Annotated in this window: 14 protein-coding genes; 10 read left to right on the top strand and 4 right to left on the bottom strand. The window is 70.5% G+C overall.

Going from position 1 to position 14,044, the window contains the following annotated elements:
- The first annotated feature begins 35 nt into the window (after positions 1 to 35).
- The 6 genes from ACWGJB_RS08545 (at position 36) to ACWGJB_RS08570 (ending at position 6,559) form a co-directional block, all read left to right on the top strand.
- Positions 36 to 1,742 (top strand): ABC transporter ATP-binding protein, encoded by a 1,707-nt coding sequence (locus tag ACWGJB_RS08545; protein WP_453379474.1) that lies wholly within the window; start codon positions 36 to 38, stop codon positions 1,740 to 1,742.
- The gene (locus ACWGJB_RS08550) at positions 1,739 to 2,860 is read left to right on the top strand and encodes an ABC transporter permease (RefSeq protein ID WP_453379443.1); all 1,122 of its coding nucleotides are present in this window, start codon (positions 1,739 to 1,741) and stop codon (positions 2,858 to 2,860) included. Before ACWGJB_RS08545 ends, ACWGJB_RS08550 begins: the two co-directional genes overlap by 4 nt.
- Entirely contained in the window at positions 2,860 to 4,122 is a 1,263-nt protein-coding gene (locus ACWGJB_RS08555) for an ABC transporter permease (protein ID WP_453379444.1), read from the top strand. The genes ACWGJB_RS08550 and ACWGJB_RS08555 overlap by 1 nt, the downstream gene beginning before the upstream one ends.
- The gene (locus ACWGJB_RS08560; RefSeq protein ID WP_453379445.1) at positions 4,119 to 4,523 is read left to right on the top strand and encodes a cytidine deaminase; all 405 of its coding nucleotides are present in this window, start codon (positions 4,119 to 4,121) and stop codon (positions 4,521 to 4,523) included. The genes ACWGJB_RS08555 and ACWGJB_RS08560 overlap by 4 nt, the downstream gene beginning before the upstream one ends.
- 72 nt (positions 4,524 to 4,595) lie before the next feature.
- Positions 4,596 to 5,879: a thymidine phosphorylase gene (locus ACWGJB_RS08565; RefSeq protein WP_453379446.1), complete on the top strand. Its 1,284-nt coding sequence runs from the start codon at positions 4,596 to 4,598 to the stop codon at positions 5,877 to 5,879.
- Between the two features lie 95 nt (positions 5,880 to 5,974).
- A complete protein-coding gene (locus tag ACWGJB_RS08570) occupies positions 5,975 to 6,559 on the top strand; it encodes a Uma2 family endonuclease (protein ID WP_453379447.1) in 585 nt (194 codons plus the stop codon).
- Positions 6,560 to 6,566: 7 nt separating this feature from the next.
- Here the strand turns inward: ACWGJB_RS08570 and ACWGJB_RS08575 are convergent, their stop codons facing one another.
- Positions 6,567 to 7,487: an AEC family transporter gene (locus ACWGJB_RS08575; RefSeq protein ID WP_453379448.1), complete on the bottom strand. Its 921-nt coding sequence runs from the start codon at positions 7,485 to 7,487 to the stop codon at positions 6,567 to 6,569.
- Positions 7,488 to 7,683: 196 nt separating this feature from the next.
- Between ACWGJB_RS08575 and ACWGJB_RS08580 the strand changes: the two genes are divergently transcribed.
- Positions 7,684 to 8,028, top strand: coding sequence for an STAS domain-containing protein (locus tag ACWGJB_RS08580; RefSeq protein ID WP_453379449.1), 345 nt, complete (start codon positions 7,684 to 7,686; stop codon positions 8,026 to 8,028).
- Here the strand turns inward: ACWGJB_RS08580 and ACWGJB_RS08585 are convergent.
- Both ACWGJB_RS08585 and ACWGJB_RS08590 read right to left on the bottom strand, forming a co-directional pair.
- Positions 7,912 to 8,925 (bottom strand): sigma-70 family RNA polymerase sigma factor, encoded by a 1,014-nt coding sequence (locus tag ACWGJB_RS08585; protein ID WP_453379450.1) that lies wholly within the window; start codon positions 8,923 to 8,925, stop codon positions 7,912 to 7,914. The two genes, ACWGJB_RS08580 and ACWGJB_RS08585, sit on opposite strands and share 117 nt — an antisense overlap.
- Before the next feature lie 213 nt (positions 8,926 to 9,138).
- Positions 9,139 to 10,416 carry an MFS transporter gene (locus ACWGJB_RS08590; RefSeq protein ID WP_453379451.1) on the bottom strand — a complete coding sequence of 426 codons (1,278 nt, stop codon included), beginning with the start codon at positions 10,414 to 10,416 and terminating at the stop codon, positions 9,139 to 9,141.
- Positions 10,417 to 10,478: 62 nt separating this feature from the next.
- Here ACWGJB_RS08590 and ACWGJB_RS08595 point away from each other — a divergent pair, with 62 nt between their 5' ends.
- Entirely contained in the window at positions 10,479 to 11,432 is a 954-nt protein-coding gene (locus tag ACWGJB_RS08595) for a LysR family transcriptional regulator (RefSeq protein WP_453379452.1), read from the top strand.
- A 98-nt stretch (positions 11,433 to 11,530) separates the two neighbouring features.
- On the opposite strand, the gene ACWGJB_RS08600 is transcribed toward ACWGJB_RS08595, so the two are convergent.
- Complete coding sequence (locus ACWGJB_RS08600; RefSeq protein ID WP_453379453.1) at positions 11,531 to 12,295, bottom strand: prolyl oligopeptidase family serine peptidase; 765 nt, start codon at positions 12,293 to 12,295, stop codon at positions 11,531 to 11,533.
- Positions 12,296 to 12,419: 124 nt separating this feature from the next.
- Here ACWGJB_RS08600 and ACWGJB_RS08605 point away from each other — a divergent pair, with 124 nt between their 5' ends.
- Together ACWGJB_RS08605 and ACWGJB_RS08610 are read left to right on the top strand one after the other, a co-directional pair.
- The gene (locus ACWGJB_RS08605; protein ID WP_453379454.1) at positions 12,420 to 13,577 is read left to right on the top strand and encodes an adenosine deaminase; all 1,158 of its coding nucleotides are present in this window, start codon (positions 12,420 to 12,422) and stop codon (positions 13,575 to 13,577) included.
- 155 nt (positions 13,578 to 13,732) lie between these two features.
- Positions 13,733 to 14,044, top strand: a 312-nt coding sequence (locus tag ACWGJB_RS08610; RefSeq protein WP_453379455.1) for an ATP-binding protein, incomplete at its 3' end; no start/stop codon positions are given.

A 14,044-nucleotide genomic window follows, 5' to 3' on the forward strand; every position in this document is an offset into this window, starting at 1 on the left:
GCGTAGAGCGGCCCCTTTCCCGAGGAGAGTGCGCCATCGACGCGTCCAGCAGCCCTCCGCTCACCGCAGAGACGACAGCCGCGGTCGAGCTGGCGGGGATCACCAAGCGATTCCCTGGTGTCGTAGCCAACCACGACATCCACCTGTCGGTCCGCAAGGGCACCGTCCATGCCCTCGTCGGTGAGAACGGCGCCGGCAAGTCGACGCTGATGAAGATCCTCTACGGCATGCAGAAGCCGGACGAGGGCACCATCGCGATCGACGGCGAGCAGGTCACCTTCTCGTCCCCGGCCGACGCCATCGCGCGCGGCATCGGCATGGTCCACCAGCACTTCATGCTGGCGGACAACCTGACCGTCCTTGAGAACGTCGTGCTCGGCAGCGAGAAGCTGTACGGCATCGGCGGCAACGCCCGGAAGAAGATCCGCGAGATCTCCGACCGCTACGGCCTCGGCATCCGCCCCGACGCCCTGGTCGAGGACCTCGGCGTCGCCGAACGGCAGCGCGTGGAGATCCTCAAGGTCCTCTACCGCGGCGCCAAGACCCTGATCCTCGACGAGCCCACCGCCGTCCTCGTCCCGCAGGAGGTCGACGCACTCTTCGACAACCTGCGGGAGCTGAAGTCGGAGGGCCTGTCGGTCATCTTCATCTCGCACAAGCTCGGCGAGGTGCTGTCGGTGGCCGACGACATCACCGTCATCCGCCGCGGTACGACCGTCGGGACCGCGATCCCCTCCGAGACCACCCCGCGCCAGCTCGCCGAGCTGATGGTCGGCAGCGAGCTGCCCACCCCGGAGACCGCCGAGTCCACGGTCACCGACAAGCCGGTCATCACCGTCCGCAACCTCACCGTCTACGCCAGCGGCGGTGCCTCCCTCGGCGAGCTCGGCGCGCAGCCCGAGACCGCGACCCCCGGCTCCGCCGGTGCCACGGCCGGTGCCGACGTGCTCACCGAGGCCACCACCCCCGGCGCGGCCAAGCGCGTCCTCGACGACGTCACCTTCACCATCCACGCCGGCGAGGTCATGGGCATCGCCGGTGTCGAGGGCAACGGCCAGACCGAGCTGATCGACGCGCTGATCGGCACCCGCCACGCCGACTCCGGCACCGTCGAGTTCCTCGGCGAGGACATCATTCCCTGGGCCACCCGCAAACGCCGCGAACGGGGCGTCGGCTACATCCCCGAGGACCGGCACCGCCAGGGCCTGCTCCTGGAGTCGCCGCTCTGGGAGAACCGCATCCTCGGCCATGTCACCGAGAAGCCCAACGCGAAGGGCTTCTGGCTGGACATCAAGGGCGCCCAGGCCGACACCCGCCGGATCGTCGAGGAGTACGACGTCCGCACCCCCGGCATCGACGTCACCGCCGCCTCCCTGTCCGGCGGCAACCAGCAGAAGCTGATCGTCGGCCGTGAGATGAGCCACAGCCCGAAGTTCCTGATCGCCGCCCACCCCACCCGCGGTGTGGACGTCGGCGCCCAGGCGCAGATCTGGGACCGCATCCGGGAGGCCCGCCGGGAGGGCCTGGCCGTGCTGCTGATCTCCGCGGACCTCGACGAGCTGATCGGCCTGTCGGACACCCTGCGGGTGATCTTCGACGGAAAGCTGGTCGCGGACGCCGACCCGGCCACCATCACCCCGGAGGAGCTTGGCTCCGCCATGACGGGTGCCGCGTCCGGCCACCTGGAACACGAAGCAACCACCGACGAAGGCGCCGCTGGTCCGGAGGACGAGGCCCGATGAAGAAGTTCGACAAGGAGCGGGTGCTCCTCGCGCTGGCCGGCCCGGTCATCGCGCTCGTCCTCGCGATCGCACTGACGTCGATCGTGCTGCTCGCCTCGAACCGCAACCCGTTCGAGCCGTACGTGCTGATGCTTCAGCAGCTGCCGTACTCGGACATCCAGGTGCTGATCATCAACCAGGCGGCGATGTACTACATCGCGGCCATCGCGGTCGCCCTCGGCTTCCGCATGAACCTCTTCAACATCGGCGTCGACGGCCAGTACCGCCTCGCCGCCGTGATGACGGCCGTGGTCGGCGCCAACATCGGCCTGCCCGCCTTCCTGCAGATCCCGATGCTGCTCCTGGTCGCCATGTTCACCGGCGCCTTCTGGGCCGGCATCGCGGGCGTCCTCAAGGTCACCCGAGGCGTCAGCGAGGTCGTCTCCACGATCATGCTGAACGCCATCGCCACCAGCGTCATCGGCTACGTCACCCTCGCCAACGTCTGGGGCGTCCAGGTCGGCAACAACATGACGACCGGCGACATGAAGAAGTCCGGCTGGTTCCCGGGCATCAACCTCGGCTCGGACGTCGGCGAGATCTACGGCATGGTGTTCGTCGCCATCGCCCTCGGCATCGCCTACTGGGTGGTCCTCAACCGCACCCGCTTCGGCTTCGACCTGCGCGCCACCGGCGCCTCCGAGTCCGCCGCGGCCGCCTCCGGCGTCGACGCCAAGCGCATGGTCCTGATCTCCATGCTGATCTCCGGCGCGGTCTCCGGCCTCGCGGGCCTCCCACTGCTGCTCGGCGACACCCACACCTACAGCCTGAGCTTCCCGGCCGGCCTCGGCTTCACCGCCATCGGCATCGCCCTGCTCGGCCGCAACAACCCCGGTGGCGTCGCCTTCGCCGCCCTGCTCTGGGCCTTCCTCGACAAGGCCTCGCCCGCCCTCGACTACGCGACCCCGGTGGCGTACGAGAAGGAGATCGCCACGATCATGCAGGGCCTGATCGTCTTCTCCGTGGTCATCTCCTACGAAGCCGTACGCCAGTGGGGCCTGCGCCGCCAGCAGCGCAAGGTCGGCGCGGAGCTCGCCGCGGCCGCCGCCCAGAACACCAAGAAGGAGGTGGCGGCCTGATGTCCACCGCGACCATCGCCAAGCCGCAGGCGAAGCAGCCCGGCAAGGGCGGCCGCCGAATGTCGCTCCCGGTACTCCTGCTGGTCATCGCGGGCGTACTGATCCTGACCTCGGCCGTCCGTCTGATCACCGGTGCCGACGGCATCACCTCGACCGGCCAGATGTCCACCGCGCTGCGCCTCGCCGTGCCGATCGGCCTCGCCGGTCTCGGCGGTCTGTGGGCCGAGCGCGCGGGCGTCGTCAACATCGGCCTCGAAGGCATGATGATCCTCGGCACCTGGTTCGGTGCCTGGGCCGGCTACCAGTGGGGCCCTTGGGTCGGCGTGGTCTTCGGCATCATCGGCGGCGCGCTCGGCGCCCTGCTGCACGCCATCGCGACCGTCACCTTCAACGTCAACCACATCGTCTCCGGTGTGGCCCTGAACATCCTCGCCCTGGGCGCCACCCGCTACCTCTCGAAGTTCACCTTCGAGGACGCCCCCGGCGGCTCCTCCAAGCAGTCCCCGCCGATCGACTCGCTCGGCACGTTCAGCGTGCCAGGCCTGTCCGACTGGCTGAACACGCTCAACGAGAAGCACTGGTTCCTGATCTCGGACATCGGCGGCCTGGTCGGCGGTCTGCTCACCGACCTCTCCCCGCTGACGGTCATCGCCGTCGCCCTCGTCCCGATCACCTGGTGGGTGCTGTGGCGCACCGCCTTCGGCCTGCGCCTGCGCTCCTGCGGTGAGAACCCGGTCGCGGCCGAGTCCCTCGGCGTCAACGTCTACAAGTACAAGTACATCGCGGTGATCATCAGCGGTGGCTTCGCCGGCCTCGGCGGCGCGTTCCTCTCGATCGTCGCCTCGAACGTCTACCTGGACGGCCAGACGGCCGGCCGCGGTTACATCGGTCTCGCCGCGATGATCTTCGGCAACTGGATGCCGGGCGGGCTGGCGCTCGGTGCGGGCCTGTTCGGCTACACCGACAGCCTCAACCTGCGCGGCGGCACGGTCAACGTGCACGCGCTGATCCTGCTGCTCGCGATCCTGCTGGTCTTCGGCGCGGTCTACCTGGCCTGGCGCAAGAAGTACGTCCCGGCCGTCATCACGATCGTCATCTCGGTCCTGATGTTCATCTGGTACGCCACCACCAACGAGGTCCCGCGGCAGCTCGTGACCGCGACCCCGTACCTCGTCACCCTGCTGGTGCTCTCGCTGTCCGCGCAGTCCCTGCGGATGCCGAAGGCGGACGGTCTGCCGTACCGGAAGGGGCAGGGCAAGTGACGACCCCGGACGCCGGCTTCGACTGGGAGACCCTGCGGGCCGAGGCGCGGGAGGCCATGTCCCACGCCTACGCGCCGTACTCCGGTTTCCCGGTCGGGGCCGCCGCCCTGGTCGACGACGGCCGTACGGTCGCCGGCTGCAACGTGGAGAACGCCTCCTACGGCCTGGGCCTGTGCGCCGAGTGCGGACTCGTCTCCCAGCTCCAGCGCACGGGCGGTGGCCGGCTGACCCACTTCACCTGCGTGGACGGCACGGGCGGCCTGCTCGTCCCGTGCGGCCGCTGCCGCCAGCTGCTCTACGAGTTCGGCGGCCCGGACCTCCTCCTGGACACCCCGGAGGGCGTCCTGCCCCTCTCCGAGATGCTGCCCCAGGCCTTCGGCCCGGCCCATCTCACCAAGTAACTCCCGCCCGGCCCCTCCTCACCCGGAGGGGCCGGGCGCTTCGCACTGCCGCAATGCTTCGAAGGGAACGTCATGGCCATGGACGCCATCTCCGTCATCCGCACCAAGCGGGACCGCGGTGAGCTCAGCGACGAGCAGATCGACTGGGTCATCGACGCGTACACCCGCGGCGAGGTCGCCGACGAGCAGATGTCGTCGCTCGCGATGGCCATCCTCCTCAACGGCATGAACCGCCGCGAGATCGCCCGCTGGACGGCGGCGATGATCGCCTCCGGTGAGCGCATGGAGTTCTCCTCCCTGTCCCGCCCGACCGCCGACAAGCACTCCACGGGCGGTGTTGGCGACAAGATCACCCTCCCGCTGGCCCCCCTGGTCGCGGCCTGCGGCGCGGCCGTTCCCCAGCTCTCCGGCCGGGGTCTCGGCCACACCGGCGGCACCCTGGACAAGCTGGAGTCGATCCCCGGCTGGCGGGCCCTGCTCTCCAACGAGGAGATGCTGTCGGTGCTGGACGGTACGGGTGCGGTGATCTGCGCGGCGGGCGACGGCCTGGCCCCGGCGGACAAGAAGCTCTACGCGCTCCGCGACGTGACCGGCACGGTCGAGGCGATCCCGCTGATCGCCTCCTCGATCATGTCGAAGAAGATCGCCGAGGGCACCGGCTCGCTGGTCCTGGACGTGAAGGTCGGCACCGGCGCCTTCATGAAGACGATCGAGGACGCGCGTGAGCTGGCCTCCACCATGGTCGGCCTCGGTACCGACCACGGCGTGAAGACGGTCGCCCTCCTCACTGACATGTCCACCCCCCTGGGCCTCACGGCGGGCAACGCCCTGGAGGTCCGCGAGTCGGTCGAGGTCCTGGCCGGCGGCGGTCCCTCCGACGTCGTCGAACTGACCCTCGCCCTGGCCCGCGAGATGCTCGACGCGGCCGGCCTGAAGGACGCCGACCCGGCGAAGGCGCTGGCCGACGGCTCGGCGATGGACGTCTGGCGCCGGATGATCGCGGCCCAGGGCGGCGACCCGGACGCGGTGCTCCCGGTGGCGAAGGAACAGCACGTGATCAAGGCGCCGTCGTCCGGCGTCCTGACCCGCCTCGACGCCTACGGCATCGGCGTCGCCGCCTGGCGCCTGGGCGCGGGCCGTGCCCGCAAGGAGGACCCGGTGCAGGCGGGCGCGGGCGTCGAGCTGCACGCCAAGCCCGGCGACACGGTCACCGCTGGCCAGCCCCTGCTGACCCTGCACACCGACACCCCGGAGCGCTTCGAGTACGCGCTCCAGTCGGTGGAGGGCTCGTACGACATCGCGGCCGCGGGGACGGAGTTCACGGCGTCGCCGGTGGTGCTGGAACGTATCGCCTGACCAGGGGATATCGCGATCGGGTGAACGGGATCGGTGGACCTGCACCGGTCCCGTTCGGCATGCTGGGATCGGTGACGCACCGATAGGAGACCGCCGTGAGCGCACTCACCGTCAGCCAGGACCCCGACCAGAACTGGGACGACCTCGTCCGGTACTGGGAGGAGATGGAATGGCCCGAGGGCAGCAAGGTGGAGATCATCGAGGGGATCATCACCGTGTCACCTGCTCCCGCCGTCCGCCACAACGTGATCGCGGCCCGTATCCAGCGTCGCCCCTACTCAGTGATCCCAGAGGAGTGGGAGGTCTTCCAGACTCTGGCGATCTCCGTGCCGTCCCGGCTGGGCATGCTCATCCCGGATCTGGTGGTAACCCAACTGCCGGAGCACCCCGAGGCGGACTCGCACGTCCCGGCTGCCCTCGCCGAGCTCGTTGTCGAGGCGACCTCCAAGTCCAACGCCCGGCACGACCGCGTCAGCAAGCCCGCCGCCTACGCCACCGCGGGCATCCCGCTCTACCTCCTGATTGACCGCTGGGCCCCCGGTGGCCCCACCGCGACGCTCTACGGCGAGCCGAAGGGCGACGTCTACCGGGTCCTCAGCGCCGTCAAGTTCGGCGACCCCATCACGCTGCCGGAGCCGTTCGGCCTCACGGTCGACACCGCCGAGTTCCCCGTCGACTGACCTGCCGTCACCCCAGCATCGCCGCCACCACGACCAGTACCGGTACCGCCAGCACCGTGGACAGCAGGATCGAGTCGCGGGCCAGTTCCTCGCCCACGTGGTAGGTGCTGGCGTAGGTGTAGAGGTTCTGCGCGGCCGGGAGGGCCGAGGTCACCGTGACGTCGAGGAGCGGGGCGCCGTGGAGGTCGAAGACCGCTGACGCCAGGCCCCAGGCGATCAGCGGCTGGCCCACCGACTTCAGGGCCACCGAGAGGAACACCGGGTGGCGGTCGCGGCCCCGGCCGGGCGGCGTGCTGCCGTGCAGGGAGATGCCGAAGGCGAGCAGCACCGCCGGGACCGACATGTTGCCGATCAGGGTCAGGGGGTCCATCACCGGGCCGGGGAGGCGGATCCCGAGCGCCGACACCAGGACCCCGGTGAGGGAGCCGACGGCTATCGGGTTGCGGAGCGGGGCGAGGAGCCGGCGCCACCAGGGGCCCTTCTCACCCATGCCCGACAGGTCCAGGATGGTCAGGGCGACCGGGGTCACGATGACCACCTGGAAGAGCAGGACCGGGGCCACCAGGGACGCGTCGCCCAGCACGTACACCGCGATCGGGATGCCGAGATTGCCGGAGTTGACGTAGCTGGAGCACAGCGCACCGATGGTGGTGCGTCCCACGCCCCAGTGGCGCCCGACACCCACCGCCACGAACGCGCCCGCCGCCGCTGCCGTGCTCAGGGCCGTCACCAGGAGGCGGCTGGAGAAGATCACCGCCAGGTCGGCCTTCGCGAGCGTGGTGAAGAGCAGGGCGGGGGAGGCGACGTGGAAGGCCAGTTTGGTCAGGACCTCGCGGCCGTTGACCCCGAGGTGGCCGCCACGCCCGAGGACGTATCCGACCCCGATGACGATCGCGATGACCGCGAAGCCGCTCAGCACCCCCTGCACGGGACCCCCTCGCGGGGGAGGAGACCGTCGGGTGGGTAGGGCTTCGCTGATCCGTGGGACATACAGCTAACCCTCGGGGTCGGTCAGGTGCAGGTCAACGTTGTGATCCTTGTGATCTGCGCGCCGACCGTACGGAAGCCCGCCACCCTACCGATGAGTTGTCGAGCCGACGGCGGTCTACCCGTTCGTGGATGCCATGCCCCCCGCCGTGCTCGTGCTGCCCGGCCCCGTCGCCAAGGACGCGGTGCCCGGGCTGTGCGCCGAGGTGCGTGCGCTGCTGGCGGGCGGCGCGACCGGGATCGTCGTCTGCGATGTCGCCGGGATCGGGCCGCCCGGGCTCGCGGCCGTCGATCTGCTGGCCCGGCTGGAGCTGACCGCCCGCCGGGCCGGAGGGCGGATACGGCTGCGGGACCCCGACCCCGCCCTACGCTCCCTCCTCCACTTCGTCGGTCTTCGCCTCCAGGTGGAGGGGGAGGTCGAAGAGCGGGAACCAGCGCTTGGTGTCGAGGAAGAAGTGGAACCCGGTCAGCCGGCCGTCTGAGATCTCCAGAACCTGGACCGCCCAGGGGCTCCAGCCGCCGGTGTCCGGGTCGGGCTTGTACTGGGCGAACCCGGGCAGGCCGTTGACCTGGACCGGGAACAGCCGGGAGCCCTCGCAGGCGGAGCCGATGGTGGTCATGAAGCCGGCGATGTCCTCGTGGCCGACGAGCCACAGGTCGAACGGCGGCATCGTCATGATGGCGTCCTCGTGGAGGAGCGCCGTCAGCGCCGTCATGTCGTAGCCCTCGAAGGCCGCGACATACCGCTCCAGGAGCTTCTGCTGTTCCTCGTCGAGTGGGTCGGAGACCTCGGCGGCGGCGCCCGACTGCTGCTGCTCGGCCAGGGTGGCCCGGGCCCGCTGCAGGGCGCTGTTGACCGACGCGACACTGGTGCCGAGCAGTTCGGCCACCTCGTTGGCCTTCCAGGCCAGAACCTCGCGCAGGATCAGCACCGCCCGCTGCTTGGGCGGCAGCTGTTGCAGCGCGGCCATGAAGGCGAGGCGGACCGACTCCTTGGCCACGGCCGCCTCCGCCGGGTCTGCCACGGTCGGCAGCACCCGCGCGTCCGGCACCGGCTCCAGCCAGGTGTTGTCGGGTCGGGGCGACAGTGCCGCCCGGGCGAGCGGGGTCGACTCGGAGAGGTCCATCGGGCGGGCCCGCTTGTTGCCCGCCGACAGCATGTCCAGGCAGACGTTGGTCGCGATCCGGTACAGCCACGACCGCAGGCTGGAGCGGCCCTCGAACTTGTCGTAGCTCCGCCAGGCCCGCACCAGAGTGTCCTGCACGGCGTCCTCGGCCTCGAACGACGAGCCGAGCATCCGGTAGCAGTACCCGGTCAGCTCGGTCCGGTGCTTCTCCAGTGCGACGTCCAGCTCCGCCGTCGCCGTGCTGTTGCTCATTGCCGTCCACCCACCCCTGTGGCCGTTCCTGCCCGCGCGCCGTTGCGCTCCAGCACTTGGAAGCTACCGCAGGGGACTGACAACGGTCCCCGGAGTGGGGAAACGTGCGGGTGAGACGGGGTGCGCCCGCCAACTCGGGGGGTGCGGTCCGCGGGCGGGTGCGGGCGCGTTGTGGCTGGTCGCGTAGTTCCCCGCGTCCCTGCGGGGCGGGCCTCAGTGGGCGTTGGCCGGCACCTGGCGCCGGGCCGCCACCGAGCCCAGTACCGTGATCGTCACCACGCCCGCGATCGCCAGCAGGGCCACCCCCACCGTTCCCGACCAGCCGCTCGCGTGGAAGGCCAGTGCGCCCACCGTGCTGCCCGCGCTGGAGCCGATGTAGTACGCGGACTGGTAGATGGCGGAGGCCTGGGCCCGGCCGTGGGTGGCCGTCTTGCTGACCGCCGAGGACGCCACCGCGTGGCCCGCGAAGAAGCCCGCGGTGATCAGGACGAGGCCGAGCAGGACCAGCGGGAGCGAGTCGGCCAGGGAGAGGAGGAGACCGGCGGCCGTGGTGCCGCCGCCCAGGTAGAGGGCGCCCCGGCGGCCGAGCCGGCCGACCAGACGGCCCGCCGTGGACGCCGAGACCGTACCGACCAGGTAGACGAGGAAGATCGAGCCGACGATGCCCTGGGGGAGCGAGAACGGCTCCTCGGTCAGGCGGTAGCCGATCACCGTGTAGACGCCGCCGAAGACGGTCATGAACAGCGCGCCGATCGCGTACAGGCGGCGCAGCAGCGGGTTGGCGAGATGGTCGCGGACCGTGCCGAGCAGCCGGCGCGGGTGCAGCGAGCCGGCCTTGAAGTGCCGTGGGGCGGGGAGGAGCAGCCGGAAGGCCACCGCGCAGCCGACCGCGATCACGCCGATGACGCCCACCGCGACCCGCCAGCCCCACTCCTGTGCGACCCAGCCGGTGATGACCCGGCCGCTCATCCCACCGACACTGTTGCCCGCGACGAACAGGCCTATCGCCGTGACCAGCGCCCTGGGGCGGACCTCCTCGGCCAGGTAGGCCTGCGCCGAGGCCGGCAGCCCGGCCAGCGCGGCGCCCTGGATGCCGCGCAGCACCACCAGCACGCCCAGCGACGGCGCGAAGGGGACCAGCAGACCCACCGCCACCGCCACCGCCAGCGACGCGGTCATGACCGTACGGCGCCCGAAGCGCTCGGAGAGGGCGCTCATCGGGATGACGAACAGCGCCAGACCGCCGGTCGCCGCCGCCACCGTCCAGCTCGCGTCGCTCGCGCTCACTCCGAAGCCGTCCGAGATCAGCGGCAGCAGTGCCTGCGTGGAGTAGAGGAGGGCGAAGGTCGCGACACCGGCGAGGAAGAGGGCGAGGCTCATCCGGCGGTAGCCGGGGCCGCCCGGGGTCATCCGGGAGTCGGAGGTGTCGGAGGCGGGGACGGTCGTTGCGGCGTCCATGGTGGTGGACGCCCCGGTACTGGCGGGAGACATACCTCGAACCTAGGGACCCCTTTTTGATCCGTCCAATGCATGGAATCGCCATAATCGTTCCCATGCAGCATCAACAGAGGTCAGCGAAGCGCCTGTCACCGGACAGTGACACAGAAGACATGACGATGTTGCTGGCTCCGCGCCTCGCGTACTTCGCCGGCGTGGCCCGCACGGAGCATGTCACCCGGGCCGCGCAGGAGCTCGACGTCCCCCAGTCCACGCTCTCCCGCGCGATGGCCCGCCTGGAGCAGGACCTCGGCGTCGACCTCTTCACCCGCCGCGGGCGCACCGTCTCCCTCACCCCGGCCGGCCGTACCTTCCTCACCTCGGTCGAACGCGCCCTCGCCGAGGTCCGGCGCGCCGCCGACGAGGTACGCGCCGACGCCGACCCCGCGACGGGCAAGGTCGCCTTCGGGTTCCTGCACACGATGGGTGCGGAGACGGTCCCGGGCCTCCTCCAGGCCTTCCGCGTCGACCACCCCCGGGTCCGCTTCAGCCTCGTCCAGAACTACGGCGAGGCGATGATCGAGAAGCTCCGGGCGGGCGAGCTGGACCTGTGCCTCACCTCCCCTGTGCCGGACGCCCCGGACCTGGTGGCCAGGCGCCTGGACGAACAGAAGATCCGCCTGGTGGTGCCCGCGGACCATCCGCTGGCCGCCCGCAAGCGCATCCGCCTCGCCGAAGCGGCCGACGAGACGTTCGTGACCCTGGAGCCGGGCTACGGCCTGCGCCGCATCACCGACGACCTGTGCAAGGAGGCCGGCTTCCGGCCGCGGATCGCCTTCGAGGGGGAGGAGGCGGAGACCCTACGGGGCCTGGTGGCGGCCGGATTGGGGGTGGCGCTCCTCCCTCCACCGGTCTTCCCCCGCCCGGGAGTGGCGGAACTGACGGTCACGGCCCCGAGAGCGGCGAGAGAAATCGGCGTGGCATGGCTGGACGGCCACCCGGACACCCCACCGGTGGCAGCCTTCAAGCGTTTCCTGCTGTCGAGAAGGGGCAACCTGCTCCCGGCCTAGTGACAGCGCGCCCCTCAGAGGCGCGGGGCTGTGTCGATATGCGGCTACCGCCGCGTGGGCGCGAAACCCACCCACCACCCGCACCCCGAAGCCGGCCGTCACCCCTTCCGGAGCGACCGCCCGAACCCCGCGGCAAGCGGCATCCGCAACCCGATCGGCGGCGGCGCCGCCAACGCGTCCTCCACCGGCCGTGAAACCGCGTACCCGTACAGCGCCCCCATGACGAAGTCCGAAGCGAGAGCGAGGACTTCGTCCCGGTGCTGATGCAGCCCGTGCCCGTCCGAGTGCACCTCGAACCGGCACACCTCCCGGTTCGCCTTCTTGGCCCGCGCCGCCAGCCGGAACGACTGTTCCGGATCGGTCCGTTCGTCGTTCGTGCCGTGCACGATCAGCACCCGGCGCCCCACCAGCTGCCGTACCGGTTCCTCAGGTGCCGCCACATCCGTCTCCGGCAGCCAAGGGGCGATGGAGACAACGGAGTTGACGGCCTCGTGGCCGCCCGCGCGCAGCGCGGCCCGGCCGCCCATGCCCAGCCCCAGCAGGCACACCGGGACATCGCCGTACCGCCGTACCACCTCGTCGGCCGCCCAGCTCGCGTCCCCCGCGAGGTGTGCCTCGTTGCCGTTCCAGCCGCGATAGCGGTAGTGGACGATGTGCGCGGCCAGCCCCTCGTCACGGCCGTCCCGGGCGAGCCGGCGTCCGAGCGCGCGGACGAAGGGCGTCGCCCATACGAGGGACGGCTTGCGGGCGGAGACCTCCTCGCCGCCCGGGAGCAGCAGGACCACTCCGCTCACCGTCGTCGGCTCCTGACCGACTGCTCTGCCCAGCCTGGCCGTTCGGACCGGCGTCGCTTGCTGTGCCATGACAGAACAGTGTCAGAAGAAGCGGTGGACGCGACCCGTCCGTGCGGTCACCGTTACGTATCGACGGGAAACGGAATATGCAGAGTACCGGGCGATCTACGCGCGTAGGAGTTACAGTGCGGAAATGACGAGCCAGAGCATCGCGAACACCCCGACGCCGGAGCAGATCCGCCGGGCACCGAAGGTTCTGCTGCACGACCACCTCGACGGCGGTCTGCGCCCCGGTACCGTCGCCGACCTCGCCCGGGAGACCGGGTACGCCGGGCTTCCCGAATCCGATCCGGACAAGCTCGGCGTCTGGTTCCGGGAGGCCGCCGACTCCGGCTCGCTGGAGCGGTACCTGGAGACCTTCTCGCACACCGTCGGGGTCATGCAGACCCGGGACGCCCTGGTACGGGTCGCGCGCGAGTGCGCGGAGGACCTCGCCGAGGACGGCGTCGTATACGCCGAGGTGCGGTACGCGCCCGAGCAGCACCTCGAAGGGGGCCTGTCCCTCGAAGAGGTCGTCGAGGCCGTCAACGAGGGCCTCCGGCAGGGCGAGGTGCTCGCCCGGGAGAACGGCCGCCGGATCCGGGTCGGCGCCCTGCTCACCGCCATGCGGCACGCGGCCCGCTCCCTGGAGATCGCCGAGCTCGCCAACCGCTACCGGGACCTGGGCGTCGTCGGCTTCGACATCGCCGGTGCCGAGGCCGGCTACCCGCCCACCCGGCACCTCGACGCCTTCGAGTACCTCAAGCGCGAGAACAACCACTTCACCATCCACGCCGGCGAGGCCTTCGGACTGCCGTCCATCTGGCAGGCCCTCCAGTGGTGCGGCGCCGACCGGCTCGGGCACGGCGTGCGGATCATCGACGACATCCAGGTCCACGAGGACGGCACGGTCAAGCTCGGCCGGCTCGCGTCGTACGTCCGTGACAAGCGGATCCCGCTGGAGCTGTGCCCCAGCTCCAACCTCCAGACCGGGGCCGCCGACTCCTACGCCGAGCACCCGATCGGGCTGCTGCGCCGGCTGCACTTCCGGGCCACCGTGAACACGGACAACCGGCTGATGTCGGGGACCAGCATGACCCGGGAATTCGAGCACCTTGTCGACGCATTCGGTTACACGCTCGACGACATGCAGTGGTTCTCCGTCAATGCGATGAAATCAGCGTTCATTCCTTTCGATGAACGACTCGCCATGATCAATGACGTCGTCAAGCCGGGCTATGCGGAGCTGAAATCCGAATGGCTGTTCCGGCAGACCGCCTCCACCAGCGGTTCTGCCGATCCACAGGGCTGATCGGGAACCCGGGCGGGGCCCGGAATGCGGACGGACTTTCACCATCCGTCCGCATTCCGGTGTTTGCGGTGGGTGGTCCGGCATGTTTACGGTCGTGGACCGCTCAGAGTGTTTTTAAAAAATCCCCGTCACCGTATTCCAAGGACGCATCAACGATGAAGCAGTCTGCTGCCAAGACCCTCGGTGTCGCCGCTCTCGGCGCCGCCTTCGCCGCCGCCGGCGCGGGCGTGGCCAATGCGGCCCCGGCCGTCCCGGACTCCTCGCAGGCCCTGGACACCGTCACCAAGACGCTGCCGGCCGAGAACGTCTCCAAGGCCCTGCCGGGGGCCGGTGAGGTCCTGGCGCAGGGGCAGACCGCCCTCGCCGCCGGTCTTGCCGCCGCCCAGCCGACCGCCGAGCAGCTTCTCGCCGGCGGCGGCCCGACCAAGCCCGTCGCCGGCCTTCTCGGTGGACTGCCGGTCCAGGGC

It is taken from the genome of Streptomyces sp. NPDC054813 (assembly GCF_053611365.1).